This window comes from Caballeronia concitans, assembly GCF_001544615.1.
GTDB classification, from domain to species: domain Bacteria; phylum Pseudomonadota; class Gammaproteobacteria; order Burkholderiales; family Burkholderiaceae; genus Caballeronia; species Caballeronia concitans.
The window spans coordinates 217,593-243,945 of record NZ_FCNV02000008.1 but is presented as its reverse complement, the minus strand read 5'-3'; the positions used below and the strand labels follow the sequence as shown (position 1 = coordinate 243,945).

Sequence of the window (26,353 nt, the reverse complement as noted above, 5' to 3'; positions counted from 1 at the left end):
CTAGTCGGGCAAGAATTCCTCTTCAAGCACCGTCGCCATCGGCCAGGGACAACTCTCTGGAAACGTATCGAAGTCGATGCCCGTCTCCGCTTCGGCTTGCGCTCGCGCTTTCGACCAGACCAGATCGAGCCACTGGACATCATCGAAGCGCCGCCGCAAGCTCGGCGCTTCTTTCAACACGAACAGCGCTTCCCTTCGCTGCGTGCGGATCGTGCTCGTCCAGCTCCTGCTTCGCCGCTCCGGCTGACATTGCCATTTGAGCAAATGCGCGAGCAGCACTGCCAATCTGCTTCGCAACTCGCGTGATTCGGTTTTCCCCACGTCCTCGATTTCCTCAGCGATATGCTCGATATCGATGGACGCAAATTTCCCCGCACGCAGCAGCGCGGCCTGTTCTTCGGCCCACGCCACGACGTCCTTCTCATAAGGCGTTCCCATCGGCTGACTCCCGTTCTCTTCTTCGTTCCCGGTGTCGCCGATATTAGTTTGCATTCCTTTCTTCATCCAGATCGTCCGTTTGGCTAACGGTGCTCACTTCAGCCCCAGTTCCACCCGACTCCCCGCGCCCTTGTCGTCGATGCCCGTCGTATCCAGCTTCGGCGCGACGACAAAAATCCGGCTGCTGTCGATCTTCCCGTCGAAGTACTCCTGCACCGCCTGCGCACGACGCTGCGCCAGATCGCGCAACGATGCGTCATCGACCGGGGCGTTTTGCATCAGCGCGGCTTTCATGTCGGCATCGGGCAAGCTCTTCGTCAAACCGATCATGTTGCGCGGCTTCTTGAAGTCCGCCGACTTGTACACCTTCGTCAGATACTTGTCGTAGTCGTCGCCCGACACTTTCACCGCCGACCAGTCGACGGCCTCGCCATTCCCCGACATATCACGCACCTTCGCGCGCTTCACCTGCGCGTCCACCCACGCGCTGCGCAAGCCGGGCTCGTCCACCTTCGGATCGACGCGGCCCGTCACCTCCAGCCTGATCGACGGCTTGTCCGCCAGCGCCTTCGCGATGGTGTCGAGCTTCTTCTGCGCGGTATCGCCGAGCGTGGCCGAGCCTGCATCGAATTCGACGTAGTTCAACTCCGCGCCGTCGCCGCCGAACGCGTGCGCGAGCAGCGTGAACGGCGCGGTCACGGCCTTCTGCACCAGATTCAGGATGGCCTGCCACACGAGCCCGCCGATCGAGAACTCCGGATTCGACAGCGATCCGGAAATCGGAATGTTCACGTCGATCTCGCCGCGCGAATTCTTGAGCAGCGATACCGCGAGCCGCACGGGCAGCTTCGTCGCGCTTGGATTGTCGATGTGATCGCCGAACGTCAACTGATCGATGAACAGGTGATTGTTCGCGGTGAGCTTGTCGTCGGCGAGCATGTAGTGCAGATCGACGTTGAGCTTGCCCTTCGTGATCGGATAGCCCGCGTACTTCGCGGAATACGGCGTGAGATTCGTCAGTTCGACACCGTGCGCGCTCGCGGTCAGATCGAGCGCCGGCTTTTCGATCAGCGGATTCACCTGCCCCTTGATCGACACCGGCCCGTTCGCCGCGAGCTTGGCGGTGACATCGACCGGCGCGGACGTCGTCGAATGCGTGCCGAACGCGCCGATCGTCCCGTTGATGGCGACCAGATTCGCCGTGTAGTTCGGCTTGATGAAGTTGTCGCTATACGTGACGCGGCCGTTCTGCAGCACGAGCTGCCCGAAGCGCATGTTCACGGGCGGCCCCGACTTCGTGGTGCTTTGCGGCGCGCTCGCCGCGACCGGCGCGGAGGCCGACGCCGAAGCCGGCTGCGTCACCGACTGCGCCTGGCCATTGTCGCTCACCACGACGTTCTTCAGGTTGAGCTTGCCCTGCGAATCCAGCAGCACGCGGCCGTAGAAATTCGCGAACGTGATGCGCGCCGCTTCGACGTCCGTGCCGCGCTCGCCGTACGACGCCTTCACGTTCGAAAGACCGAGCAGCTTCCAGCCGGCGAAGCGGTCGGAGGTCGCCTTGTCGAGCATGCGCACGTCCGTGAGCGACACGTCGCCCTTGTACGATGCCGCGAGCGTCTTGCCGCTACCCGACATCGCCACGTCGCCGTTCGCGTTCAGGTACGCGCCCGTCACCGCGACGTTGAGCTTGTCGCCGAAATACGGCTCGAACGCGGACGCATCGACCTGATCGCCTTTCACGTGCAGCGCGAGCTTGAGCGGGCTGACCGTGACGTTGCCCGTCACGCCGAGCGCGCCCTTGCCGTTCAGCGTGAGCTTGCCGTCGACGGCGAGCGGCTTCGAGAGGTCGTCGCTGAACTGCGCGACCTTGACCGATATCGGCGCGACATGCAGCTTCACCGGCCGCGCGGGCGTCTCATCAACGATATTCGCCGATGCGTTGTCCAGCGAAATCTCGCCGATCCGGTAGCGCCATGCGGGACCCGCCGCCTGCGCCTTCTGGATCTTGCGCGTGGCGCTGGCCTCCGGCGCGGCTTCGTGCGGACCGGCGAGCGCGGCGAGATCAATGCTGCCGTCCTTGCGGCGCGTCGCGTCGAGCGAAAGGCCGTTCACCTGCACGCTGTCGAGCGCGGCGGTGCGCGCGGCGACATCCACTTGACTGATCTTCGCGACCGCCGAGCCGAGCTTGATGGGCGCGGCGCCCGTGACGTTCGCCGGCACGAGCGTGAGCGAATCGAGCTTCACGTCGCCCGCGCCGACCTTGATGGCCGCGTCCGGCTTCGACCAGTCCACCGACATCGGCAGATTCGCGCCGAGCGTGCCGCCCGCGACGCGCGCCGCCACCGCATTCGCGATATACGGCTGCAGCGGCGAGAGCGCGAACGCATCGAGCGCGAGCTTCGCGTCGGCGGTTTTGGCGGCGAGCGTCACGTTGCCGGAGGCATCGAGCGCGCCGCCCTTGTCGAACGCGGTCTTCAGCGTGTAGCGCGCGGGCGTTTTCGAAAGCGTCGAAAAGCCGTCGAGCGTCACCGCGATGCCGGTCAGCGCGCCCTGCACCGGCTGTTTCAGCAAACGGTCGTCGAGCGTGATCTTGCCGCCGTCGATGGAAAGATGACGGATGGCAAGATCGAACGGCGGCGTCGTGTCTTTGGTGTCGGCGGGCTTCTTGTCCTCGGGCTTCGAAGGCGGCGCGAGCTTGCTCACGTTCAGCGCCCCCGACGCGTCGCGCGCCAGATGCACGTCCGGCGCGGACAGCGCGATCTCATCGAAGCGATACACGTTTCGCAACGGCTCCATGTCCGCGATCTTCACGTGCAGCGCGCGGGCCGCGACGAGCGGCGCGTTGGCGCGATCCGTCACGGCGGCATCGGCGAGATTCGCGGTTCCGTCGATGCGGATCGTCGGCACGTCGCCGGCAAACGCGAATCGCACGTTGAGGTCGGTCGAAAGCCGTCCGCCCTTCACGATCACCGGCACCGACGCCGGCGCATACGACGCCACCTGCGGCATGTCGAGACCGTCGAGCGTGAGCGCGATTTCCGATTCGCGGGAAGTCGCGAACGGCTTCGTGCGGCCCTTGATCACGAGCGGCGAGCCGTCGATGCGCGCCTGCAGAAGCGGCGTCACGAAGATATCCGTCGCGGAAGGCAACGTTGCAATGAACGGGATGCCGAGCGCGAAACGATCGATCACATGCTTCGCGTTCGTCAGCCTGTCGTCGAACTCGATACGCCCGTTCTCCAGCCGGATATTCGACACGGAAAAGCGCGCCGGGCCGTTCGACGGCGTGGGCGACGGCTTCGAGAACTTCGCGATCAGATCGGAGAAATTGAAATGCTCGGCGTCGTAACGCGCGATTCTGACGCGCGGCGAGTCGATCTTCAGTTCATCGACAACGGGCGCGAGCCTGAAAAGCGACGCCCACGACGTGCGCACGACGAGCCGCGAGACATCGACGAAATTTTCCGCGCCGCCCGGCGTTTTCGCCACGTTCGCCGCCGATTCGCCGATATGCACGTCGTCGGCTTCGAAGCGCAGCGTGTACGGATTGAGCGTGATGCGGCGGATGGTCACCGGCCGGTCGAGCTGTTGAGCGAGCTGCGTTTCGGCAACGTGACGAATGATCGGCGGCGCGACGAAAAAACCGAGCGCGCCGATGATCAGCAATGCAACGATGAGCCCGATTGTGATGCGCCGCGTGCGCCGCGCATGGACGACGTCGCGCAGCGTTCGCCCGGCTGTAGTGAAGGTTGACTTCGTGGTGCTTGACATTCGATGCGAGGGCGGCGCGTGCGCGCGGGATCGCCGTTCGGAAGGGGATGCCCGAGTATACGACGATGCACCCCGCCCACGTTGTCAAAACTTTTGGTCTTTGCGCGCTGAAAGGCTATTGCCGCTCGATGGCCGGCGGCGCCCACGTGCCGTCGCTTGCCTGCGGCTTCGGCGCGTAGAGGCGCATCGTCAGTTGAAATTCGCCGTCGGGCGCGGGCAGCCAGTTCGACGCGTGCGCCTTGCCCGGCGATTCGGCGGACACGATCACATCGATCGAGCCATCACGATTCTTCTTCAGCCGGTCGCGGTCCGACAGCGCGATGCGCGCGAGCTTGTCATCGGCGAGTGCGCCGTCCTTCGTGTACGCGGTGAGCGACCAGAAGCCGCGCACCGGCGGAAGCTGGTTCGGCGCGAAATGCATGACATAACGGTTCGCGCCGTTGAGCGCGTGGCCTTCGCTGTCGAGATGCGCGACCGGCTTCACTTCGCCTTCCTTCGTGGTCGCCGCCATCTGATGACGCGCGAGATAGGCGCGCAGGATGTAGTCGGTTCCATATATGCCGACGCCATCGCCGAACCAGGTCCAGCCGTTTTTCGTGATCGCGTTCGTGGGAACCGTCGCGAGGCGCGTGCGGGCATCGGCGAGGCCCGAGTCGAGCAGCGGCGCGTCGGTCTTCTTGAACTGCACCGGCTCGCCGGGCTTCACGCCGAGCGAGGCGAGGCGATTCATGGCGGGCGTATCGGCGGTGGCGGGCGGATTGGCGTCGAGCGATCGGGCGAGCCGCGCGAAGAACGCGTTCGCGTCGAGCGCTTCGGCCTGCGCACCCGGCGATGCCGTCGGCGACGCGGAAGGCAGCGGCGGCACCGCAGCCTGCTGCCCGCTCAGATTCCCCGGCCACGCGCCGGTGACCACGGACGTCGTATCGCCGTCCGCGCCTTTGGCGGGCGAGAGCGTCTCGATGCGCATCGCCGTTTGCAGCTTGCGCGCCTCGCGCACGTCGCGCGGGCCGTTCACGCGCACGCGCACCGACAGCCACACGTAGCGCGTGCGCGTTTCGACGCGCGTCGCGTTGGCGGGCAGCGGGCCCGTCCATCCGGCCGGCGCGAACGCGATCAGTTGCATTTTCGGATACGGCGTCGTGTCGGCGCTGGAATAGAGCGCGTTGGTCCACGCGTCGAACGCGCGGGCGTCGAGATAGCGGCCGCGCGGCGCGGCGGGCAGCGAGACGATGACCGGCTCGGCCGATACATCGAGCCACGCGGTCGAATCGAGCGTATCGACGCTCGGCCAGCCGCTCGCGCCCACGGGCGGCAGCGCGGTGGCATGGCGGAACGTGTTGAGCGGCGCGCGGCCCGGCTGGCCGGCGCTGCCGCTCGCCCGCTCGCGCGCGATGTCCGACACGACGAGCGGAAAGCCGAACGTATAGGCATCCGCGACCTGGTCCTTCACCCAGCCGCCGCTGGTCTTGGCCTCGGGCGCCTTTTCGGCGGCGCAACCGCCGAGCAGCCCCGCTCCGGTCAGGCCGGCAGCCAGCCAGACAGCGGCGTTGAGCGGTAGCGTCCAGCGTCGTTCTTGGTTCATTCGATTTGGAATCCGGTTCTTGTTTTGCATCGGGCGCGCGTGGGCGATGAGCGACGATCCAACGCCCCGCCTCGTCCGCCGTCGCAGAGCCAGCCCGGCGCCATCTCAGAATTCGCGTTTTATCGTATCCGCTGACTATAGGCAAGCTCGTTGCAGATTCGGGCACGATCCGGTGCGTTTTGCCTATGCCATACGGCTAGCAAGCCGCGTGCGCCGGCATCGCGTAGTATCGGAGTTTCGTGTCGTTTTCCTGTTTTCTTTACCCTCGACGAGTCGCCAGGATGTATTTGCCCGCCCATTTCGAAGAAAACCGCACCGACGTTCTGCACGCGCTGATCGCCGCCAACCCGTTCGGCGCGCTGGTCACGCACGGGCCGAACGGTCTCGACGCGAACCACATTCCGTTCGAGTTCGATGCCGCCGCCAGCGAGCACGGCACGCTGCGCGCGCACGTGGCGCGGGCGAATCCGGTCTGGCGGGAAGTCGCGCCGCGCGAAGACGTGCTCGTGATCTTCCAGGGCGATGACGGCTACATTTCGCCGAACTTTTATCCGAGCAAGCAGGAGACGCATCGGCAGGTGCCGACGTGGAATTACGCCGTGGTTCACGCGCATGGCCGCATCACGGTTCGGGACGACGAAGCCTATGTGCGCGGCGTCGTCGCGCGGCTCACGCGCAAGATGGAAGCCGGCGAGCCCGCGCCGTGGAAGATGGGCGACGCGCCGCGCGATTTCATCGACCAGATGTTGTCCGCGATCGTCGGTATCGAGATCGAGGTGACGCGGCTCGTCGGCAAGGCCAAGCTCTCGCAGAACAAGGCGGATGCCGACCGCATCGGCGCAATCGACGGCCTGCGCCGGCGCGGCGGCGACGCAGCCGGCGCACTCGCCGACGCAATGCTCGCCACGCTCGACGGTTCATCGCGCACTTGAAAACGCTCGATCGCTCCTTGACCTTCCAAACGTTGGAAGGTCGATACTGGTGATATTGCACGACGGACCGTGGCGTCCGTTCAGCCAGATCAGGAGCGTTTTTCATCATGTCGTCGAATACATCCACTTCGGAACGCACCGCGGAATTTGCCGTCAGCGGCATGACGTGCGCGTCCTGCGTCGCGCGCGTCGAAAAGATGCTCAAGCGCGTGCCGGGCGTCGATTCCGTCGCGGTCAATCTCGCCACCGAGCGCGCGACCGTTCACGCGGCCAGCGCCGTCACCGACGATCAGCTCGTCGCCGCCATCACCAAAGCGGGTTATGAAGCGGCGCTGATCGTGCCGGAAGCGCCGCCCGCTGCGACGCCCGCGCGCCGGTGGGACGGCGAACTCGCGGCTGTCGTCGGCAGCGCGTTACTGACGCTGCCGCTGCTCGCGCCCATGTTCGGCGGCGCGCTCTCGCCGTGGCTGCAACTGGCGCTCGCGAGCGTCGTGCAGTTCGGCTTCGGCGCGCGCTTCTACGTGAGCGCGTATCGCGCGGTGCGGGCGTTCGCGGGCAACATGGATCTGCTCGTCGCGCTGGGGACGTCGGCGGCGTGGGGGTTGTCGGTCTATCAGATGTTCGCGCACGGCGGCGCGCACGTGCATCTGTACTTCGAGGCGGCGGCGGTGGTCATCACGCTCGTGCGCTTCGGGAAATGGCTGGAGGCGCGCGCCAAGCGCCAGACGACCGACGCCATCCGCGCGCTCAACGCGCTTCGTCCGGACAAGGCGCGCGTGCGCGATGCCGCAGATCCGTCGCGCGAACGCGAGATTCCGCTCGCGGACGTGCGCATAGGCGATATCGCCATCGTGCGGCCGGGCGAGCGCGTGCCAGTGGACGGCATCGTGCGCGAAGGCCGCACGCACGTCGACGAATCGCTCATCACCGGCGAAAGCCTGCCGGTCGCGAAGGAGCCGGGCGCGCGCGCGACGGGCGGCTCGATCAACGGCGAAGGCGTGATCGCGATCGAGACGACCGCCATCGGCGCGGAAACGACGCTCGCGCGGATCATCCGCCTCGTCGAATCGGCGCAGGCGGAGAAAGCGCCGATCCAGCGGCTCGTCGATCGCGTGTCGGCGGTGTTCGTGCCGGCGATCCTCGGCATCGCGCTCGTGACACTCGGCGGCTGGCTGCTGCACGGCGCGAGCGTGGAAACGGCGCTACTGAACGCGGTCGCGGTGCTCGTGATCGCGTGCCCGTGCGCGCTCGGCCTCGCGACGCCGACCGCCATCATGGCGGGCACGGGCGTGGCCGCGCGCCAGGGCATTCTGATCAAGGACGCGCAGGCGCTGGAACAAGCGCATGCGATCACCGTCGTCGCGTTCGATAAAACCGGCACGCTGACGGTCGGGCATCCGAGCCTCGTCGCATTCGATGCCGCGCCGGGGCAGGATCGCGGCGACGCGCTCGCGTTGGCGGCGGCGGTGCAGCGCATGAGCGAGCATCCGCTGGCGAAGGCGGTGGCAACGGCTGCCGAAATGCAAGAGCACGCGCCGCGCTACGAAGCCGCCGATGCGCGCGCGGTCGCCGGACGCGGCGTGGAAGCGACGGTGCGCGCCGCCGGCGCATCGGTTGAAGAAACCACGCGACGTATCGCGATCGGCAGCAGCCGGTGGCTCGCCGAACTGCAGGCGGACGTGCCGCCACGGCTTGCCGCGCGTGCCAGCGAACTCGAAGGTCAGGGCAACACGGTTTCATGGCTGATCGATATCGAACGCTCCGCCGCCGTCGCGCTGCTTGCGTTCGGCGACACGGTCAAGCCGACCGCCCGCGCCGCCATCGACCGCCTGGCGGGAATGGGCGTGAAAAGCGCGCTCGTCACCGGCGACAACGCGGGCAGCGCGAAAGCCGTCGCGCGCGCGCTCGGAATCGCGCCGGACGCGGTTTTCGCAGAGACGCTGCCCGGCGACAAGGCGGCCGTCGTCGCGCAATTGAAGGCGGCCAGCACCGGCGTGGTGGCGATGGCCGGCGACGGCATCAACGACGCGCCCGCGCTCGCCGCCGCCGATATCGGCATTGCGATGGCGGGCGGCGCCGACGTGGCGATCGAAGCGGCCGGCCTCACGCTGATGCGTGGCGACCCCGCGCTCGTGGCCGACGCCATCGACATTTCGCGGCGCACGTATCGCAAGATCAGGCAGAACCTGTTCTGGGCGTTCGTCTATAACCTGATCGGCATCCCGCTCGCCGCGTTCGGCATGCTCGATCCGATGTTCGCGGGCGCCGCGATGGCGTTCTCCAGCGTGAGCGTGGTGACCAACGCGCTGCTGCTCAGAACGTGGCGCGCCCGGGCCGGATCGTCGGCGGGCGCGGACGCCGGGGAAGCGCGCCGGTCCACGCCGGTCACGCGGCCCGCGTGACGCGAGTCTTTTGCCGCGATCTTTGAATGCGCGGCGATGTTGTGGCCGAAAGAAAGCGGAATCGCCGCGTCGCGCGAATCGGTATGCAGCGGTAGCCCGCTTGCATGCGCTTTCAAATTAAAGATAGATGGGCTTTGCGTCTTGCGCGATTACGCGTGCGTGGATATGGACGGGCGCGTCTCATTATGTCGCCCAGATGGCGATTTTGACCAAAAATGCGGGTTTTACCGTATCGCGATAAATAGTGCTGCATGTTCTTCAAACAAGTACCGCGTCTCGATTAATGGTGAAAAGCTAATTTCGCGGCGAATCCGCATCCCATTGTTACGGCCCCGAAATACATCTGCGGAATGGATAGCACGGATCTATTTCCTCATATTTTTTTGTGTAAGCAATTACTTTCCGCAGAAATCGTCCCCATTCAGCCGGAATACTTCCTTCTGCAAGGCACCATTTGTATGCGCTCCGCACCGAATGGGGTAGTTCTTTCCGTACAAAAAGCGCTAAAGCATAATTTCTTGCAAAAATGCAAGGGCGTTCTTTCCTGAAACGCCGCACACTTTTGTGGTTGCTCGCACATTGCGTCGCTTTAGCTCGCGGTACTCTCAAGGACGAGGAAGTGAACCTGCCTCCGGCAATCACGCGCACCACCGGGAAATGAGAGATTTCCGGAGCGAATTGCCGAGCACATTACAAATTTATAACGCCGTGCAATTACAGGTGCTTCGAGAGATGGAACGTCAAAACGCCATTCGAGAGAGTGCGCAGTTCTATTTGCGCCAGTCCCTTTACGAGCCGACGCCTGAGCGCATATCGCGCTCACGCATGACACGCTTTATCGACAGCTTCGGGAAGCTGACAGGAGAGCGCTTCGACGATTATTCCGCATTTCACGATTACTCCGCCCGGAAATACCGGCTCTTCTGGCAATGTTTTCTGGAATCGGCTGAAGGGCTCGAATGGTCCGGTATGGCCGAACCCGTATGCGTCGGCGATGAAATCGAAACCGCGCGCTTTTTTCCCAACGTCGAACTGAACTACGCCGAGAATCTGCTCGCGCCGGGCATCGCGCCCGATGACGCCGCCGCGCTCGTCGCCTGTTACGCCGATGGCGCCCGAGTCGCCTATACGCGCGGCGAATTGCGCGAGCGCGTGATCCGGCTCGCGCAGTCGTTGCGCGAACTCGGGCTGAAACCCGGCGACCGCGTGGTCGCGATCATGCGCAACGACGCCGAAGCGATCACCACCGCGCTCGCCGTCACCGCGCTCGGCGCGACGCTGTCCACCGCCGCGCCCGAGAACGGCGTGCAGGCCATCCTCGATCGCTTCGCGCCGCTCGCGCCGCGCATGCTGTTCGCGCACACCATGCAGCGTTCGTTCGATACCGCGGGCGCGCTCAGTGCGCACGTCGCCGCGGTGGCGGCCGCCCTGCCGACGCTCACGGACATCGTCTGTCTCGACGAAACGCCGCTGCCGAGCACGGTCACGACGCGCCAGCACGAGGTCCGCGAACTGATCGCGCTCGGCGACCCGGCGCGCTTCACCTGGCGGCGCTTTCCGTTCAACCATCCGCTCTTCATCATGTTTTCGTCGGGCACGACGGGCAAGCCCAAGTGCATCGTGCACGGCGCGGGCGGGACGCTCATCGAGCACGTGAAGGAACATCGGCTGCACAGCGATTTCGGCCCGGACGACAAGCTGTTCTTCTTCACGAGCTGCTCGTGGATGATGTGGAACTGGCAGTTGTCCGCGCTCGCGTCGGGCGTGCAGATCGTCACGTATGACGGCCCGGTGGCGGCGGTGGACACGTTATGGCGCATCGTCGCGAACGAGCGCGTGACGGTGTTCGGCACCAGCCCCGCCTACTTGAAGATGAACGAAGATGCCGGTCTCGAACCCGGCGTGCTCTACGACCTGTCCGCCCTGCGCGCGATGATGTCTACCGGCGCCGTGCTCTACGACACGCAATTCCAGTGGGTGCATCGGCACGTGAAGCCGCTGCAGTTGCAGTCGATTTCGGGCGGCACGGACATCATCGGCTGCTTCGTGCTCGGCAATCCGAACCTGCCCGTTCATGCGGGCGAGGCGCAATGCAAGACGCTCGGGCTCGACGTGCAGGCGTTCGATCATGGCGCGCCGACGAACATGCCCGGCGAGCTGGTCTGCACGAATCCGTTTCCGTCGCGCCCGCTCGGTTTCTTCGGTGACAACGACGGCTCGCGCTTCCACAAGGCGTACTTCGCGGAAAACGCGGGCGTCTGGACGCATGGCGATGTGATCGAATTCTCGCCGGATGGCGGCGCGCGTCTGCATGGCCGCAGCGACGGCGTGCTCAACGTGCGCGGCATCAACGTGAGTCCGGGCGAGATTTATCGGATTTTGAGCGAAATCCCCGAGATCCGTCAGGCGATGGCCGTGCCGCAGACCGGTTCGCGCGCGGGCGATGGCGGCCAGCGCATCGTGCTGCTGCTCGTGCTGCGCGACGGCGCGCAACTGAACGCGACGCTCGCCATCCGCATCCGGCGCGAGTTGACGCGCAACGGATCGGCGGCGCTCGTGCCCGATGTCATCGTGCAGGTGGCGGGGCTGCCGCTCACGCACAACGGCAAGCCGTCCGAGGCCGCGGCCCGCGATGCCGTCAACGGCCTGCCCGCGCGCAACGTGTCGTCGCTTGCGAATCCGGACTGTCTCGAAGGCATCCGCGACCATCCGCTGCTCTCGCGCGCGGCGACCGAATTGCCCGCGCCCGGCGAGTCGGCGGACAGCATCGAGGCGTATCTATGCGCGCTGTGGGAACAGTATTTCAGCTTCTCGCCGATCGGCCGCGACGACAACTTCTTCGAACTCGGCGGCCATTCGCTGCTCGCGGCGCGCATGCTGGCCGACATCAAGCGCACGACGAATCGCACGCTGCCGATTGCAACGCTGATCGTCGCGCCGACCATCGCGCGGCTCGCGGCCGTCATCGCCGCCGATCCGAGCATGAGCGCGGAAAGCTCGTCCCTCGTGCAGATGCGCGCGGGACGCGGGCGGCCGCTCTTCATGGTGCACAGCATTACCGGCTCGGTGATGGAATGCCTCACGCTCGCGGGCACGCTGCAGAGCGAGCGCCCGGTCTACGGCCTGCAGGCGCAAGGTCTCGACGGCGATGAAGTGCCGCAGCGCAGCGTCGAGGACATGGCGCGCGCGTACGTCCTGCGCATGCGCGGCGTGCAGCCGAGCGGGCCGTATGCGCTCGTCGGCTATTCGTTCGGCGGGCTGGTTGCATTCGAGATCGCGCAGCAGCTCGTGAAAGCGGGCGAGAAGATCGAAATGCTCTGCCTGCTCGACACCTACGTGCACGAGCGCTGTCTGCCGCTCACCGCGTGGACGCGCTATCAGGCCAGCATGTTCGCATACCGCATGCGCGAGTTTCGTGCGCTCGGCGGGCGTGAGCGCGTCGACTACGTGCGCGGCAAGGCGCTGGCGATGACCGACCGCGTGCGCATGCGCTTCGGCCAGACGGCGCAGCGTCCCGGTCCCGAAGCGCGCGGCCTGCCGAAGCCGTTGATGCTCGTGCGCGAATCCATGCGCGTCGCGATGACGACCTACAAGCCGCGTCGTTACCTCGGCGGACCGATCGTCTATGTGCGCGCGTCGATCCAGCAGGACGATCGCGGCGATCCGCTGCCGGTGTGGCGGCGCGTCGCGAAGCACGGCTTGCGCATCATGCAGGTGGAAGGGCGGCACACCGATCTCGTCGTGGAACCGCAGCTCGCAACGGTCGCGCTCGCGCTCACGCAGGTGTTATCGAGTATCTAGCCTCCGCCTGTGCACGCGTCCGGTCCGGCCACCTTTCGAGGATCGGACGCGCTTCCTTCCTTACCCGGTTTCATTGCGATACTGCAAAGACGCGTGCGGGTCGATCGAACTTGTTCGAATTAAGACAAGCCCGATAGGCGCATACCTGACGCTTGCGCATACTTCCGCATCTGTAAAAAAGCCGGCTCCGGCCGGCCGGAAACGGCCCGGCCAATTCCTGCGTCGAGTCCTCCCGTTCGCCTGGTTGTCGGTTCAGTTCGAACCCTTAACGCCCAAGACCGCCTTGTCATCATCGCCCCTGGTCACCGTCGTCATTCCCGCCTTCAATGCCGAACCGTTCATCGGTGAAGCAATCGCCTCGATTCAGCGTCAGACGCTCGAAGACTGGCAGCTCATCGTCGTGGATGACGGCTCGACCGATCAGACGCTGTCCGCCGCCCGGCAGGCAGCCGGCGACGATCCGCGCATCCGCCTCATCCGCTTCGACCGCAACGAGGGCATCAGCGCCGCGTCGAACGCGGGCTTCGACGCGGCACGGGGCGAATTCATCGCCCGCGTGGACTCCGACGACCGCGCGGTACCACACCGGCTTGCCGCTCAGGTCGCGGCTTTCCGAAATTCTGATCGCCTCGCGGCGGCGGGATCGCATGCGAGCGTGTTCGGCGACGTGCCTGACGGCGTCGCCTATTGCGCGCAGGGCGACGCGAATATCAAGGCTCGCCTGCTCGACGGCGTCAACACAATAAGCGGCGGCACGCTCATGGTGCGGCGCTCGTTCGTTCGGGCACACGACATCCGGTTCGATGAAACCGCACGGAGCGCCGAAGACATCGGCTATCTCGCCGCGGTCATGGCCGCGGGCGGCGAGCTCGCCAACATCGACGAGGTTCTCACTGAACACCGCTCACATCGCGGCAGCTTCACCAACAGCCAGACGGACATCGCGGGGCCGTGGCTGCAGACGGCGCGCCGGCGGCTTCTGGCCCTCTGGTATCCCGGTCTCGATGCGGGCGACATCGAACGCATCGTCATTCCGTTTCTTCAGGTCTACCCGGGCTGGACCGACGAAGTGCTCGCCATCGTGAGCTCGATCGACCGCCTCGTCACCGCCCGCGCTGTCGATTACGGGCAAGACGTATCGGTCGTTCACGCGATCATTCTCGATCGCATGCGCAAGATGCTCGGCATCTATCAGGACAACAAGCTCATCGATGAAACGCAGATTCGGACCATCCGTCACTTCGTGGCGCCTGCGACGCGCGACGCGCTCGACCAGCTCGTCGTCTGAGTGCCCCGCGCTGGCGCTTCCGTTCCATCGCGACGGCGCATCTCTTCTATCCCCGCGCCCGGCGCGTTTGCTCTACTAGCGGCACGCTCGCCGATCTGCGGCGACGATCATCTGCAATGGAGCCGCGCATGTCAGCCGAATCACGCCTCAATCAACTGGTGCTTACCGTCGCGTGTCCGAGCGCGGCGGGACAGGTGGCCGCCATCGTCGGCTTTCTGGAGCGGCATCATGGCTATATCGACGAACTCACCGTATTCGACGACGACTTCAGCGAACGCTTCTTCGTGCGCTGCGTCTTCCATGCAGCGAAGCGCGATGAAACGCTCGATCTCGCCATGCTGCAACGCGAATTCGGACCCATCGCCGAACGCTTTTCGATGACCTGGGCCATACACGATCTCGCCGTGCGTCCGAAGGTGCTCATCATGGTGTCGAAGCTGGAGCACTGTCTCGCCGACCTGCTGTTCCGCTGGCGCATGGGCGAGCTGAAGATGGATATCGTCGGTATCGCTTCGAATCATAGGGACCTTGCGCCGCTCGCGGAACAGCATGGCCTGCGCTTTCATCATCTGCCCATTACCGCCGATACCAAGCCGCAGCAGGAAGCGCGTCTGCTCGATCTATTCGACACGTCCGGCGCGGAACTGATGATTCTCGCGCGCTACATGCAGATTCTTTCCGGCGAGACGAGCCGCAAGCTGGCGGGCCGCGCGATCAATATCCATCACTCGTTTCTGCCGGGCTTCAAGGGCGCGAAGCCGTATCATCAGGCGCATACGCGCGGCGTGAAGCTCATCGGTGCGACCGCGCATTTCGTGACCGATGACCTCGATGAAGGCCCGATCATCGAACAGGAAGTGGAACGCGTCGATCATTCGTATAGCCCGGATCGCTTGCTGGCCACGGGACGCGATGTCGAATGCATCACGCTGGCGCGCGCGGTGAAGGCGTTCGTCGAGCGGCGTGTGTTTATCAATGGGGAAAGGACGGTGGTGCTGCGTTAAACCTTTAAAAGCCGCATCAAAAACAAATAGCGCCGCTCGAAAGCGGCGCTATTCAGTGAGTTTCGAACCAACTTACTTCACCCAGCTATCCACCCGGTCCCCATGCGCGCTGATCCATGCATCGGCCGCGGCAGCCGGCTTCTCGCCATTCTGCGTGGCGAGCATCACGCTATCGATCTCACCCGGCTTCCACTGGAATTTCTTGAGGAACGCGACCACCGGCGGCGCCTTCTTTTCCAGTTCCGGATTCACGACGTTATCGACATGCTCCGCTTCCCCGAACACCTTCTTCGGATCGTCGAGGAATTTCAGCTTGTACTTCGCGAACATCCAGTGCGGCTTCCAGCCCGTCACGATGATCGGCTTGTTGGCCGCTTCCGAGCGCGCCAGTTCCGCCGTCATCGCGCTGCCCGAACTCGGCAGCAGCTTGTAATCGAGGTTGTACGCCTTGATCGCTTCGCTCGTCTTTTGCATCACGCCCGCGCCCGCATCGATGCCGACGATGCGCGAATCGAACTCCGCCTTCTTCGCTTCGAGATCGGCGAGGCTCGATACATCGACGTTATCCGGCACGATCAGGCCGATCTTCGCGTCGTTGAAATTCGGCCCGAGATTCACGACCTTCGACTTGAAGTTGTTCCAGTATGCGCCGTGCGTCACCGGCAGCCATGCGGAGAGCGTCGCGTCCAGATCGCCGCGCGCCACGCCTTGCCACATCACGCCCGCTGCGACGGGCACGAGCTGCACCTGATAACCCAGCCGCTTTTCGATGATGCGCGCCGCCACGTTCGACGTCGCCACGCTATCGTCCCAGCCTTCCACGTAGCCGATCTTGATGGTCGGCTTCGTATCGGCGCTTGCCCCCATGCTCGCAGCCAGGGCCGCACTCATCGCGCCCAGCACGAACAGTCTTCTCATCGCTTTCATATGGTTTCCCCTTTGCGGCCCCACGCCGTGCAGTCAGAATCGCCAGCCAGAATTGCCCAGTAACGCGCTTTTGCGACATGCAGTTGTCAAGAAACGACGTGCTGCCTCGCTTACTTTTCGACGACGAGATCGCTCAACGGCTTGCTGCAACACAGCAGCACCATGCCCTGATCGATTTCACGCTGACGAATGCCGCCCGCATGCTTCATCGCCACTTCGCCCGATACGAGCTTCACCTTGCACGTACCGCACATGCCTTGCGTGCAGGACGACGGCAAGCGCACGCCCGCTTTCTTCGCGGCGTCCAGCACGTGTTCGCCGCTGCCGCACTCGATCTCGCGCCGGCTCTTCGCGAACGTGACCTTGTACGTCGTGTCGATCGCGGTGTCGATCGGCGCGGACGCAAAGCCGTTGCCTTCGACGAGTTCGCCATCGGTGGCGAGCGCATCGGCGACATGCGCGGTCGTGAGTTGCGACGCCACTTCGGCAATCGTTTCGAACGAGAAACTCTCTTCGTGATAGTGCTTGCGATCGAAGCCGCCTTCATCGAGCAGATCGCGCACGGCCTTCATATAAGGTGCGGGACCGCACGTGAAAATCTCGCGGTCGAGATAGTCCGGCGCAATGAGCTTCAATAGCGGCAAGCTCAAAAACCCCGTGATTCCAGGCCAATTCGTGCGCGCGCCCACGCGCTCGCACACGAACGCGGTCCGGAAGTTCGCATGATTCGACGCAATGAGATCCAGCTCGCGCGCGAAGATGATGTCGTCCGGCGTGCGTGCGCTGTGCAGGAACACGATGTCCGCATCGTCGCCGAGTTCGTGATGCGCGCGGCTCATCGACATGAGCGGCGTGATGCCCGATCCCGCCGACAGAAACAGATACTTGCGCGCCGGATGCCGCGCACACGTGAACTCGCCCGATGGCCCGAGCACGCGCACACGCGATCCCGCCACCACGTTGTCATGCAGCCAGTTCGATACCTTCCCGCCCGGCACGCGCTTCACGGTAATGGAAATGGTATGCGGGCGCGTGGGCGCCGACGAGATCGTGTAGCAGCGATTGATCGGCTCGCCGTCGATTTCCAGTTCCAGCGTGATGAACTGTCCCGGCTCGAAAACGAACGCGCGTTCATCGGGCGCTCTGAAGAAAAAGCTCTTCACGTCATGCGTTTCCTGCCGCACATGACAGCAGACGAGCTCGTCGTCGGTATCGCTGTTCCAGCGCGCGGGCAGCGCGCCCCAGAACTTCGGCTGGGTCACGCGGCTGGCTGCCGGCTCGAACGTCGCCTGATCGCGCATCATGTTGTGCCTCTCTAACGCGCTTAGCGCATGAAGGAAACGACTTTCTCGCCATGCGATGCGAGCTTCTCGTCGGGTGCGTCCGCATAGTCGTGAAGACGCGCGATGTACCACTCGCAGAACTTCTCGACGAGGCCTTCCGTGAACGGCGAGTACGGACCCGGCTCGTATGCGCTGCTGGATGCGCCGAGTTGCGAATATTCGACGAGCGTGCGGTCCTGATCGTTCGTCGCGCGCCACACGGCCGTGAGATTATCGACGTCGTAATCCACGCCTTCCTGCGCATCCTTATGCACGAGCCATTTCGTGCGAACGAGCGTTTTGCCCGCGGAAAGCGGAATCACGCTGAACGTGACGATGTGATCGCTCATGAAGTGATGCCACGAATTCGGCTGCGTCCAGAACGACAGTCCGCCGAGGTCCGCGCGCTCGAAGCCGCCCAACAGCTTCTTCGATGCGACCTTCGCATCCAGCGTCTGCGATTCGCCGTCGCGATCGAGCGGCAGCCGTTGCGTGCGAAAGCCGGTGACGAGATCGGCCAGGCGTTCGATTTCAGCGGACGGCAGATTCATCGCTTCCCATTGCTTCGAGCGCTCGATCACGGTGCGCTCGAATGCGGCCATGCCTTCTTCGTTGGCGGGCGAGCGTTGATAGCCGAAGCCGTATTCATAGAGCGAAATGGTCAGCTCGGGATGATTCGCGACGCAGTGATAGCACTCGCGATTGTTCTCCATCGTGAGCTTCCAATTGCCTTCTTCGACAATGTCGATGCTCGCCGCGATCTTGCAATCCTTGAGACCGTGCGGCAGCAGATAAGGCTCCATTGCTTCGCGCATGACGGAGAAATCGGCGGGCGGTTCATCGGCGAGACAGATGAAGATGAGGCCCGCGAGATTCTGCACGTGTACTTTCTTCAGGCTGTGCTTGCAGCGGTCGAACTGGTCGCCCATGTGCTCGGCGAACATGAGATCGCCGTTCAGGCTATACGTCCAGCTGTGATACGGGCACACGATATTGCCGAGCGAACCCTTCTCTTCATTGCACAGGCGCGCGCCGCGATGACGGCAGACGTTATGGAACGCGCGCACCTGCATGTCGTCGTCGCGCACGATCAGGATCGAGTCATCGCCGATCTCGACCGTCGTGTAATCGCCGGGCTCGGGCAGGTCCGGCTCGACCGCGACCTGAATCCAGTGCTGCCCGAAGATGGCCTTCATATCGAGCGCGTGAATCTCCTCGCTCGTGTAGAACGGCGCTTCGAGCGTATAGCCCTTCTTGCGGCGTTCGATCATTGCGCGAACGTCTGCCGAAACTTTCATCGTGTGCTCCTGCATCGCTTTTGGCCCGTGTGTCTGCTCGCCTGCTTGTGCGTCGAAATCAGTAATCGACGAGTTGATGCTCGCGCAAATACGCCAGAATCACTTGTGCTTTTTCGACGGAACTCCCTTCAATTACGACGCTGCCGCCGCGGCTTTCCGTCGTCGTCGCGGACAGCATGCGCGAGTGGCCCGAACGCTTCTCGGGCGCGGCCAGGCGCTTGGGCCTCGCAGTGACGGCGCCGAGCGTCCATGCGCACGGCTCCTCGTCCACCGGCGCGGTGGCCGCGACAGGCGCCACGCGGCCTTCTTTCATGCGCGCATACGCATAGCGCGGCGCGGCATTCGCAAGCGGATGCACGGCGACGAGCGCGGGCAACGGCGCACGCACGCGCCGTCGCAGACCCTTCGGCATGAACTGGCGCACTTCCACGCCTTCGCTCGTCACGTTCACATCCACGGCCGAGCCGACGAGCGCCACGTTCAACGCATGCGCGAGCTTGTAAGGCAGCGTGCCGCTATCGAATGCGCCTTCGGCACGCGTGCCGGTCAGAACGAGGTCGTAGCCCGCGAGACGTTGTGCGAGCGCGGCGCAGGCATCGCCCGATGTATTCAGCACTTCCACACGCGGCGCGCCGAGTGCGAGATATTCGGCGAGCGCGGGATTCGCGGGATCGCCTGCATGCAGCACATCGAGTTGCACATGATGTGCTTTTGCGATATCCAGCGCGATGGCGAGCGCCGCTGCATCGTTGCGGCTATAGCGCGCCGTGCCGCTGACCGGATGACGCCCCACGGAAACGAGTACGGCTATCTTCATGCGAACGCTCCTTCCGCAAGCGATGTTTCGACGATCGACGCACCGCTCGCACGCGCGGCCCGCGCAGCGGCGGCGGCATCGGTCAACGCCTTGATGGTCTCTTGCGTATCCGCGACGATGGTGAGATTCGCGCGCTTCGCGATGGGCGCGCTCGCATCGAGGTTCACGGCGATCACATGCCGGCAATCCTTGATGCCCTGCAAGTGCTGCACAGCCCCCGAGATGCCGAACGCGATATAGACGCTCGCTTCCACGGTCTTGCCCGTTGCGCCGATCTGCTTGTCGCGCGTGAACTTGCCGTCGTCCACCGCCACGCGGCTCGCACCGATCGCCGCGCCCAACGTGCTCGCAAGCGCTTCGAATGCAGGGATGTCGGACACGCCGTTGCCCGCGGAAATGATGAAGTCGGCTTCTTCCAGCGCCACTTGCGCCGCGTCCATCTCTTCGATGCCGAGATCGACATACGCGCTTTCAGTCGAGGCGGGCACGATGCCCTCGCTCGCCACGCGCTCGCCTGCGCCGACGAAGGGCAGCTTTGCATCGACGGCGTTCGGCGCGAGCAGCATCACATCGGCCAATGCGCGCGTGGCAAACGCGCGGCCCGCGTGCGCATACGATGCAACATGCGATGCATCGATCTCGACGATATTCGTTGCGATGCTCGCGTCCGCTTGCGCGGCGTAACGGCGGCCGAGATCGCCATCGCCGGTTGCGTTGTCGGGCATGAAGACATGCGCGGGCGCGAATGCCGCCACGCATGCAGCCAGTGCGCGCAGTTCTTCATCGGGCGCATAGCGGCGGCGATCGAACGCATCGAGTGCGATATAGCGATCCGCACCGAGCGATGCCGCATCGTCGCTGAACGCGCCGAACGCGATCAGCACCACTTCTGTCTCGTCATCCGCGAGCAACGCGGCGGCCGCGAGCGCCTGACGCGCGTGATCGTCGAGCGCGCCGCGATCCGTATGCGCCGCGACGAGCATCGAGCGGCGCGCGGGCTTCGTCGTGCGACGCGGCTTCACGTCGCTCTTGTGGCCGCCATGCGCGAACGCCTGAACGTCACCGCCGTCGCCGATTTCACCGAGCGTGATGCGCTTGAGCCCTTCTGCCGTGACGATAAAAGGCCTGCGCGGATCGATTCGTTTGATCGTGTTCATGCGTTACTCCAGCGCTGCGGCGACCAGCTCCGCCACGTCGAGCACTTCGGGGCGAGGACCGACCACGCCTTCGAGCATCGCGGTGCATTGCGGGCAACCGACTGCGACCACATCCGCGCCCACCGACTTCGCATCCGCGATACGGATATCGGGAATGCGCTGCTTGCCAGGGATATCGGTCAACGGCGCACCGCCGCCACCGCCGCAACAACGCGCACGCATGCCATGACGTTCCATCTCGACGACCTTGATGCCGATGGTCTTCAGGAGCTTGCGCGGCGCCTCGGTTTCGCCGTTATAGCGGCCGAGATAGCAGGGATCGTGATACGTGATCTTCTTGTCCGCGAGCACCGCAGCCGCTCTGGGCGTGAGCTTGCCGCCCGCGACGAGCTCGGCCATGAACGCCGTGTGATGCTGCACTTCGTAGAAGCCGCCGAGCGCGCGATATTCATTGCGCAGACTATGCAGCACGTGCGGGTCCGTCGTGACGATGCGCCTGAACGTGTAGCGCGAAAGCGTATCCATCAGCTTCGTGGCGCACTGCTGGAACGTGGCTTCATCGCCCAGGCGGCGGGCCGTATCGCCCGTATCGGTTTCCACGCCGCCGAGCACCGCGTAATCGACGCCCGCCTTGTTCAGCACCTTCGCGAACGCACGCAGCGTGCGTTGATAGCGCATGTCGAACGCGCCTTCGCCCGCTATCAGCAAGACATCGACAGCACGCCCCGGCTGCGCGACCTGCACCTGCAAGTCCACGGACCAGTCGTAGCGCGCACCGATGTCATAGCCGTTCGCGCTGCCCGTCTCACGCAGATTCGCAAGCGTGATCGGGCCCTTGCCCGGCACGTCGCCTTCCACGAGCGTCTGGTTGCGGCGCATATCGACGATGGCATCCACATGCTCGATCAACATCGGGCACTCCTGCACGCAAGCGCGGCACGTGGTGCAGGACCAGATGGTATCGGCTTCGATCATGCTCGAAATCAGCGGCTTGCCCGGCGCGCCCGCATGCTTGCCGATGGGAATGCCCGGCGTGGGACTGCCCGCATAAGCCGCATCCGTGCCGCCGACCATGCCGGTCACGAGGTCCTGAATCAGCTTCTTCGGATTCAACGGCTGACCGGATGCGAACGCGGGACACGCGGCTTCGCACTTGCCGCATTGCACGCATGCATCGAAGCTCAACAACTGATTCCAGCGAAATTCAACGGGCTTGCCGACGCCGTATTCCTTCGCATCGAGCACGGGCTTCTTCAATGCCGTGGGCGGCACCACGTCTTCCTCGTGCTTCGCCTTGAACCGTTCCTGGCGCGGATGAAACGCGAGATGCAGGAGACCCGCCATCGCGTGCTTCATCGGGCCGCCCCGTGCCGCGCCGAAGGTCATCGTGTAAGCGCCCGCGCCGATCAGCAATGCGACGATGATCGCAAGCGCACCCGACATCCACGATGCAGGCAGCAGCATGAACAACGCGAGTCCGAGCGCGAACGAGCCGAGCAACAGAGGCAGGCTGTCCCACGGTCCGTGCGACAGACGCGCGGGCACTTCCTTCGCACCATGCCTGCGCCGGTACACGAAGAACGCGCCGGTCAGCATGATCAGCGCCGCGACGAAGATCAGCTTGTCGAGCCACGGCGAATAAATCGCGAGGCCATAGTTGAGAAACACGAGCGCCATCGCGAGAATCGCGCCGCCCGCTGTCGCGACGTGCGTCCTTGCGATATACGGATCGCGCGCCACGACATGATGCAAGTCCACGAAATAGCGCTTGGGGATGGTGAAAAGATTGGCCCATCCATAAGCGCCTGCAACGGTGGCGCGTCCTTCGCGCCAGTAAGCGGCGCGCCGCATGATCGCGAAGGCGAGGCCCGCTACCGAAGCCCACAACAAGACGGTGATGACAAACACGGGGTTCATCGCGCAATGCCCTCGTCAAAAGTCCTTGCAAAGACGCAGCGCGTCGTAGATCGCGCCGTGGATGTTGTGCATCGAGATGCAGTCGCCGACGCGGAACAGGAGGAATCGTCCGTTGCCAAGCTCTTCCGAAAGACACGGTTGCGCTTCCGATGCGAAGAGCTTCTGCACATCCACTTGCCCGCGATTGAGCGACTCCGGCTTGAGCTTCCAGTAGAGCGCGTCGTTCGGCGTGGAGCCGTTCTCGATCACCACCTGATCCACCGCGCGTTCCTCCTGCTCTTCCGTGTACTCGTTGCGCAGCACGGCGATCTTCTTGCCGTTTTCCTCGTACACCTTGTCGAGCCAGTAGTTCGGCGTATGGATGACGCCTTGCGCATAGAGGCGTCGATAGAAGATGGGGAACGTGGTGCCGCCGACGTCATCGGCCACTTTCACATCGGGCGTGACGATCTCGACATTCGACCCACGCGACGAGATGAAGTCCGCGACGCCCGCGCCGGCATGCGTGCTCACGCCGTCATAGACGAGCACGTTCTTGCCGGGCTCGACCTTGCCCGAGAGAATGTCCCACGCACTCACGGCGAGACCTTGCTCCACGCCCCACGCCGGCACCTGATCCGTGAACGATGAGCCGCCCGTCGCGAGCACGACGATGTCCGGCTTCTCGGCCATGATCGCCTTGTCGTCGGCAGCCACGCCGAGACGCCGGTCCACGCCGAGCCGCTTCGTTTCCATGTCGAACCAGCGCACGATGCCCGCCATCTGCTCGCGCTGCGGCGCCTTTGCAGCAAGCATGATTTGCCCGCCGACGTAATCGTTCTTTTCGAAGAGCACGACATCATGCCCGCGCGAGCGCGCAACACGTGCTGCTTCGAGTCCTGCGGGACCCGCGCCCACGACCACGACCTTGCGCTTCGGGCCACGCGTCTTTTCGATGACATGCGGCATGATCGCTTCACGCGATGTCGCCGCGTTCTGCACGCACAGCACATCGAGACCGTTGTATTGACGATCGATGCAATAGTTCGCGCCCACGCACTGCTTGATCTCGTCTTCGCGGCCATCGCGAATCTTGATGACCATATGCGGGTCCGCAATCTGCGCGCGCGTCATGCCGACGAGATCGACCATGCCGTTCGCAAGCAGACGCTCGGCCTGGCCTGCATCGCGAATACTTTGCGCATGCATGATCGGCAGCTTCACGACCGACTTGATGCCGGCCGCGAGATGCACGAACGGCTCGGGCGGCAGCGCCATCGGCGGCATGCAGTTGGCAAGCGTGTTGTGCGTATCCGCGCCCGAACCGATCACGCCGATGTAATCGATGAGACCCGTTTCGGCCATCGCCTGCGCGATCTCTTTCAGTTGCTCGTGATCGAGGCCGTCTTCATGGAACTCGTCGCCGCACATGCGCAGGCCCACGCAGAAGTCCGCGCCGACCGTTTCGCGCACGGCCTTCAGCACTTCCACGCCGAAACGCAGGCGGTTTTCGAGCGAGCCGCCCCATTCGTCGGTACGGAAGTTCGTGCGCGGACTCCAGAACTGATCGATGAGATGCTGGTGCGCCGCCGATATCTCGACACCGTCCATGCCCGCGTCCTTCACGCGCTTCGCGGCGGCCGCGAAGTCTTCGATGATGCGGCGAATCTCTTCCACTTCGATGATCTTCGCGTTGCCGCGATGCACCGGCTCGCGCACGCCCGACGGCGTCATCAGATGCGGCCAGTTCTCGCCATGCCATGCCGAGCGGCGGCCCATGTGCGTCGCCTGAATCATGATCTTCGCGCCATGACGATGCATGGCTTCGGCGAGCCGAGACAGCGGATCGATGATCTTGTCGGTCGACAGGTTCACCGACTTCCACCAGCCTTGCGGGCTATCGATCGATACCGGGCTCGATCCGCCGCACACGGCCAGTCCCACGCCGCCCTTCGCTTTTTCCTCGTAATAGCGGATATAGCGATCGCCGGGCAGGCCGCCCGGTTCGGCATAAACCTCCGCATGCGCAGTGCTGACGATGCGGTTACGCAAGGTCAACTTGTTCAGCGTGAGCGGCTTGAAAAGGTTCGGGTAACGCATGGCGGTCCACCTAAGATTGAATATGCCTCGATGCTTTCTATGCGCGATGCGTGCTATCCGTGCTATGCGTGGACGTGCAGCGGCGACACTTCGAACACGCAATGGTCGTGGCCTTCGGCGGCGCACTGCGTTTCGATGGAACGCGAGCGCGGGCCTTTCTTCGCGCTATCGGGCGCGGTGTCGTTGACCCAGTCCATCGCGCCTGCGAACCATCCCGCGAACATGTAGCAGAGCTTGCCCTGCTTGCCGGGCTGCGCGAGCACGAACGACGAATGACGCAAGTGGATACGCGCCATCGAGCTTTGCGGATCGGATTCGACGATATCGAAGAGACCCCAGCCACGCTGCGAAAGACGCTTCAGGTAGTGCTCGAACACGGCCATGCCGACGATGCCGTGCTTCGCCGCTTCCTTCTCGCACCAGTGATAAGCGGACTTGTAGCCGGCTTTATAGAGAATCTCGGCATACGTCTCGCGTCCGAGCGCTTCTTCGACGGCGACGTGATTGTTCGTGAAGAAATGGCGCGGCACGTAGAGCATCGGCAGCGCGTCGGTGGTCCAGACGCCGGTTTGTGCATCGACGTCGATAGGCAGTTGCGGTTGCATCGCGGGTTCCTCGTTCTTATGGTCAGACGTTCCACACTTCGCCGAATACGCGCAGCCAGTTCTCGCCCATCACCTTCTTGATGCGCGATTCACTCCAGCCTGCGCGCTGCATCGCGGCAGTGAGATTCGGAAACTCGCCGATGGTGCGAATGCCTTCGGGATTCACCACCTTGCCGAAGTTCGTCAATTGACGATAACGGCCCTTGTCGTGCGTGATCCAGTCGAAGAACTCGGTGCTATAGCCTTGCGTGAAGTCCGTGCCGATGCCGACCTTGTCTTCGCCGACCACATCGATCACGTATTCGATTGCTTCGAGATAATCGTCGACCGTCGCGTCCGGGCCTTTCTTCAGGAACGGCGCGAACATCGTCACGCCGACGAAGCCGTTCGCATCGACAATCTCTCTCAGCTGTTCATCGGTCTTGTTGCGCGGATGCTCTTTCAAGCCCGACGGACAGCAATGCGAGTAAGTAACAGGCTTCTTGGAACACGCGATGGCATCCGACGACGTCTTCGCGCCCACATGCGAGAGATCCACCAGAATGCCCACGCGATTCATTTCCTGAATCACTTCGCGGCCATAGCCGGAGAGACCGCCATCGGCTTCATAACAGCCGGTGCCGACGAGGTTCTGCGTGTTGTAGCAGAGCTGAACGACGTTCACGCCCAGCTCCTTGAACACTTCGATATAGCCCAGGTTGTCCTCGAACGCATACGAATTCTGGAAGCCGAAGATGATGCCGGTCTTGTTCTCTTTCTTCGCGCGGAGAATGTCGTCGGTCGTGCGCACGAGCGTGAGAATCTCACTGTATTCGCGGATCTGCTGCTTCATTTCCGCGATGTTGTCGACGGTCTTCTGAAAGTCTTCCCACACCGAGACCGTGCAATTGACGGCAGTGACGCCACCCTTGCGCATGTCTTCGAACACGGAGCGCTCGAACTTCGAGATGTTGAGTCCGTCGATGATGATGCTGGAGTCGTGCAAAGTGCTCATCGCTTGTTTGCTCCGTGTG

At 63.9% G+C, this 26,353-nt stretch carries 17 protein-coding genes; 5 read left to right on the top strand and 12 right to left on the bottom strand.

Annotation, left to right across the window (positions count from 1 at the left end; genetic code table 11):
* The 3 genes from AWB72_RS19170 to AWB72_RS19160 form a co-directional block, all read right to left on the bottom strand.
* Positions 1–492, bottom strand: a complete 492-nt coding sequence (locus tag AWB72_RS19170) for a DUF29 domain-containing protein (RefSeq protein ID WP_087128444.1) — start codon at positions 490–492, stop codon at positions 1–3.
* Between the two features lie 39 nt (positions 493–531).
* The gene (locus tag AWB72_RS19165) at positions 532–4,209 is read right to left on the bottom strand and encodes a DUF748 domain-containing protein (protein WP_040049685.1); all 3,678 of its coding nucleotides are present in this window, start codon (positions 4,207–4,209) and stop codon (positions 532–534) included.
* A gap of 115 nt (positions 4,210–4,324) precedes the next feature.
* Complete coding sequence (locus AWB72_RS19160) at positions 4,325–5,791, bottom strand: DUF1254 domain-containing protein (protein ID WP_040049684.1); 1,467 nt, start codon at positions 5,789–5,791, stop codon at positions 4,325–4,327.
* 281 nt (positions 5,792–6,072) lie between these two features.
* Here AWB72_RS19160 and AWB72_RS19155 point away from each other — a divergent pair, with 281 nt between their 5' ends.
* The 5 genes from AWB72_RS19155 (at position 6,073) to purU (ending at position 15,218) form a co-directional block, all read left to right on the top strand.
* Positions 6,073–6,723 carry an FMN-binding negative transcriptional regulator gene (locus AWB72_RS19155; protein ID WP_040049683.1) on the top strand — a complete coding sequence of 217 codons (651 nt, stop codon included), beginning with the start codon at positions 6,073–6,075 and terminating at the stop codon, positions 6,721–6,723.
* Positions 6,724–6,830: 107 nt separating this feature from the next.
* On the top strand, positions 6,831–9,125 hold the full coding sequence (locus AWB72_RS19150) for a heavy metal translocating P-type ATPase (protein WP_244285684.1): 2,295 nt from the start codon (positions 6,831–6,833) through the stop codon (positions 9,123–9,125).
* Between the two features lie 732 nt (positions 9,126–9,857).
* Entirely contained in the window at positions 9,858–12,926 is a 3,069-nt protein-coding gene (locus AWB72_RS19145) for an acetoacetate--CoA ligase (RefSeq protein WP_040049682.1), read from the top strand.
* Positions 12,927–13,209: 283 nt separating this feature from the next.
* Positions 13,210–14,214, top strand: coding sequence for a glycosyltransferase family 2 protein (locus tag AWB72_RS19140; RefSeq protein ID WP_040049681.1), 1,005 nt, complete (start codon positions 13,210–13,212; stop codon positions 14,212–14,214).
* 128 nt (positions 14,215–14,342) lie between these two features.
* On the top strand, positions 14,343–15,218 hold the full coding sequence (gene purU / locus AWB72_RS19135; RefSeq protein ID WP_040049709.1) for a formyltetrahydrofolate deformylase: 876 nt from the start codon (positions 14,343–14,345) through the stop codon (positions 15,216–15,218).
* Between the two features lie 72 nt (positions 15,219–15,290).
* On the opposite strand, the gene AWB72_RS19130 is transcribed toward purU, so the two are convergent.
* The 9 genes from AWB72_RS19130 to AWB72_RS19090 all read right to left on the bottom strand — a co-directional run bounded on the left by AWB72_RS19130 (position 15,291) and on the right by AWB72_RS19090 (position 26,334).
* Positions 15,291–16,145 (bottom strand): glycine betaine ABC transporter substrate-binding protein, encoded by an 855-nt coding sequence (locus AWB72_RS19130; protein ID WP_040049680.1) that lies wholly within the window; start codon positions 16,143–16,145, stop codon positions 15,291–15,293.
* Between the two features lie 110 nt (positions 16,146–16,255).
* On the bottom strand, positions 16,256–17,446 hold the full coding sequence (locus tag AWB72_RS19125; protein WP_084592780.1) for an FAD-binding oxidoreductase: 1,191 nt from the start codon (positions 17,444–17,446) through the stop codon (positions 16,256–16,258).
* Positions 17,447–17,469: 23 nt separating this feature from the next.
* Entirely contained in the window at positions 17,470–18,765 is a 1,296-nt protein-coding gene (locus AWB72_RS19120; protein ID WP_040049708.1) for an aromatic ring-hydroxylating oxygenase subunit alpha, read from the bottom strand.
* A gap of 58 nt (positions 18,766–18,823) precedes the next feature.
* Positions 18,824–19,582 carry a drug:proton antiporter gene (locus AWB72_RS19115; protein ID WP_040049678.1) on the bottom strand — a complete coding sequence of 253 codons (759 nt, stop codon included), beginning with the start codon at positions 19,580–19,582 and terminating at the stop codon, positions 18,824–18,826.
* Positions 19,579–20,739: an electron transfer flavoprotein subunit alpha/FixB family protein gene (locus AWB72_RS19110; RefSeq protein ID WP_040049677.1), complete on the bottom strand. Its 1,161-nt coding sequence runs from the start codon at positions 20,737–20,739 to the stop codon at positions 19,579–19,581. Before AWB72_RS19110 ends, AWB72_RS19115 begins: the two co-directional genes overlap by 4 nt.
* 3 nt (positions 20,740–20,742) lie before the next feature.
* Positions 20,743–22,656: a (Fe-S)-binding protein gene (locus tag AWB72_RS19105; protein ID WP_087128439.1), complete on the bottom strand. Its 1,914-nt coding sequence runs from the start codon at positions 22,654–22,656 to the stop codon at positions 20,743–20,745.
* A gap of 15 nt (positions 22,657–22,671) precedes the next feature.
* Positions 22,672–24,735: an NADH:flavin oxidoreductase gene (locus tag AWB72_RS19100; protein ID WP_040049675.1), complete on the bottom strand. Its 2,064-nt coding sequence runs from the start codon at positions 24,733–24,735 to the stop codon at positions 22,672–22,674.
* 62 nt (positions 24,736–24,797) lie between these two features.
* On the bottom strand, positions 24,798–25,340 hold the full coding sequence (locus AWB72_RS19095) for a DUF5943 domain-containing protein (protein WP_040049674.1): 543 nt from the start codon (positions 25,338–25,340) through the stop codon (positions 24,798–24,800).
* A gap of 22 nt (positions 25,341–25,362) precedes the next feature.
* On the bottom strand, positions 25,363–26,334 hold the full coding sequence (locus AWB72_RS19090) for a dipeptidase (protein ID WP_040049673.1): 972 nt from the start codon (positions 26,332–26,334) through the stop codon (positions 25,363–25,365).
* Between the last annotated feature and the right edge of the window lie 19 nt (positions 26,335–26,353).

Excerpts from the sequence above, each read along its gene's own strand:
- AWB72_RS19165 (WP_040049685.1), bottom strand. The coding sequence starts at position 4,209 with ATGTCAAGCACCACGAAGTCAACCTTCACTACAGCCGGGCGAACGCTG.
- AWB72_RS19150 (WP_244285684.1), top strand. The coding sequence starts at position 6,831 with ATGTCGTCGAATACATCCACTTCGGAACGCACCGCGGAATTTGCCGTC.
- AWB72_RS19120 (WP_040049708.1), bottom strand. The coding sequence starts at position 18,765 with ATGAAAGTTTCGGCAGACGTTCGCGCAATGATCGAACGCCGCAAGAAG.
- AWB72_RS19125 (WP_084592780.1), bottom strand. The coding sequence starts at position 17,446 with ATGCGCGATCAGGCGACGTTCGAGCCGGCAGCCAGCCGCGTGACCCAG.
- AWB72_RS19110 (WP_040049677.1), bottom strand. The coding sequence starts at position 20,739 with ATGAACACGATCAAACGAATCGATCCGCGCAGGCCTTTTATCGTCACG.
- AWB72_RS19115 (WP_040049678.1), bottom strand. The coding sequence starts at position 19,582 with ATGAAGATAGCCGTACTCGTTTCCGTGGGGCGTCATCCGGTCAGCGGC.
- AWB72_RS19105 (WP_087128439.1), bottom strand. The coding sequence starts at position 22,656 with ATGAACCCCGTGTTTGTCATCACCGTCTTGTTGTGGGCTTCGGTAGCG.
- AWB72_RS19130 (WP_040049680.1), bottom strand. The coding sequence starts at position 16,145 with ATGAAAGCGATGAGAAGACTGTTCGTGCTGGGCGCGATGAGTGCGGCC.
- AWB72_RS19100 (WP_040049675.1), bottom strand. The coding sequence starts at position 24,735 with ATGCGTTACCCGAACCTTTTCAAGCCGCTCACGCTGAACAAGTTGACC.
- AWB72_RS19155 (WP_040049683.1), top strand. The coding sequence starts at position 6,073 with ATGTATTTGCCCGCCCATTTCGAAGAAAACCGCACCGACGTTCTGCAC.
- AWB72_RS19090 (WP_040049673.1), bottom strand. The coding sequence starts at position 26,334 with ATGAGCACTTTGCACGACTCCAGCATCATCATCGACGGACTCAACATC.
- AWB72_RS19160 (WP_040049684.1), bottom strand. The coding sequence starts at position 5,791 with ATGAACCAAGAACGACGCTGGACGCTACCGCTCAACGCCGCTGTCTGG.
- AWB72_RS19095 (WP_040049674.1), bottom strand. The coding sequence starts at position 25,340 with ATGCAACCGCAACTGCCTATCGACGTCGATGCACAAACCGGCGTCTGG.
- AWB72_RS19145 (WP_040049682.1), top strand. The coding sequence starts at position 9,858 with ATGGAACGTCAAAACGCCATTCGAGAGAGTGCGCAGTTCTATTTGCGC.
- purU (WP_040049709.1), top strand. The coding sequence starts at position 14,343 with ATGTCAGCCGAATCACGCCTCAATCAACTGGTGCTTACCGTCGCGTGT.
- AWB72_RS19170 (WP_087128444.1), bottom strand. The coding sequence starts at position 492 with ATGCAAACTAATATCGGCGACACCGGGAACGAAGAAGAGAACGGGAGT.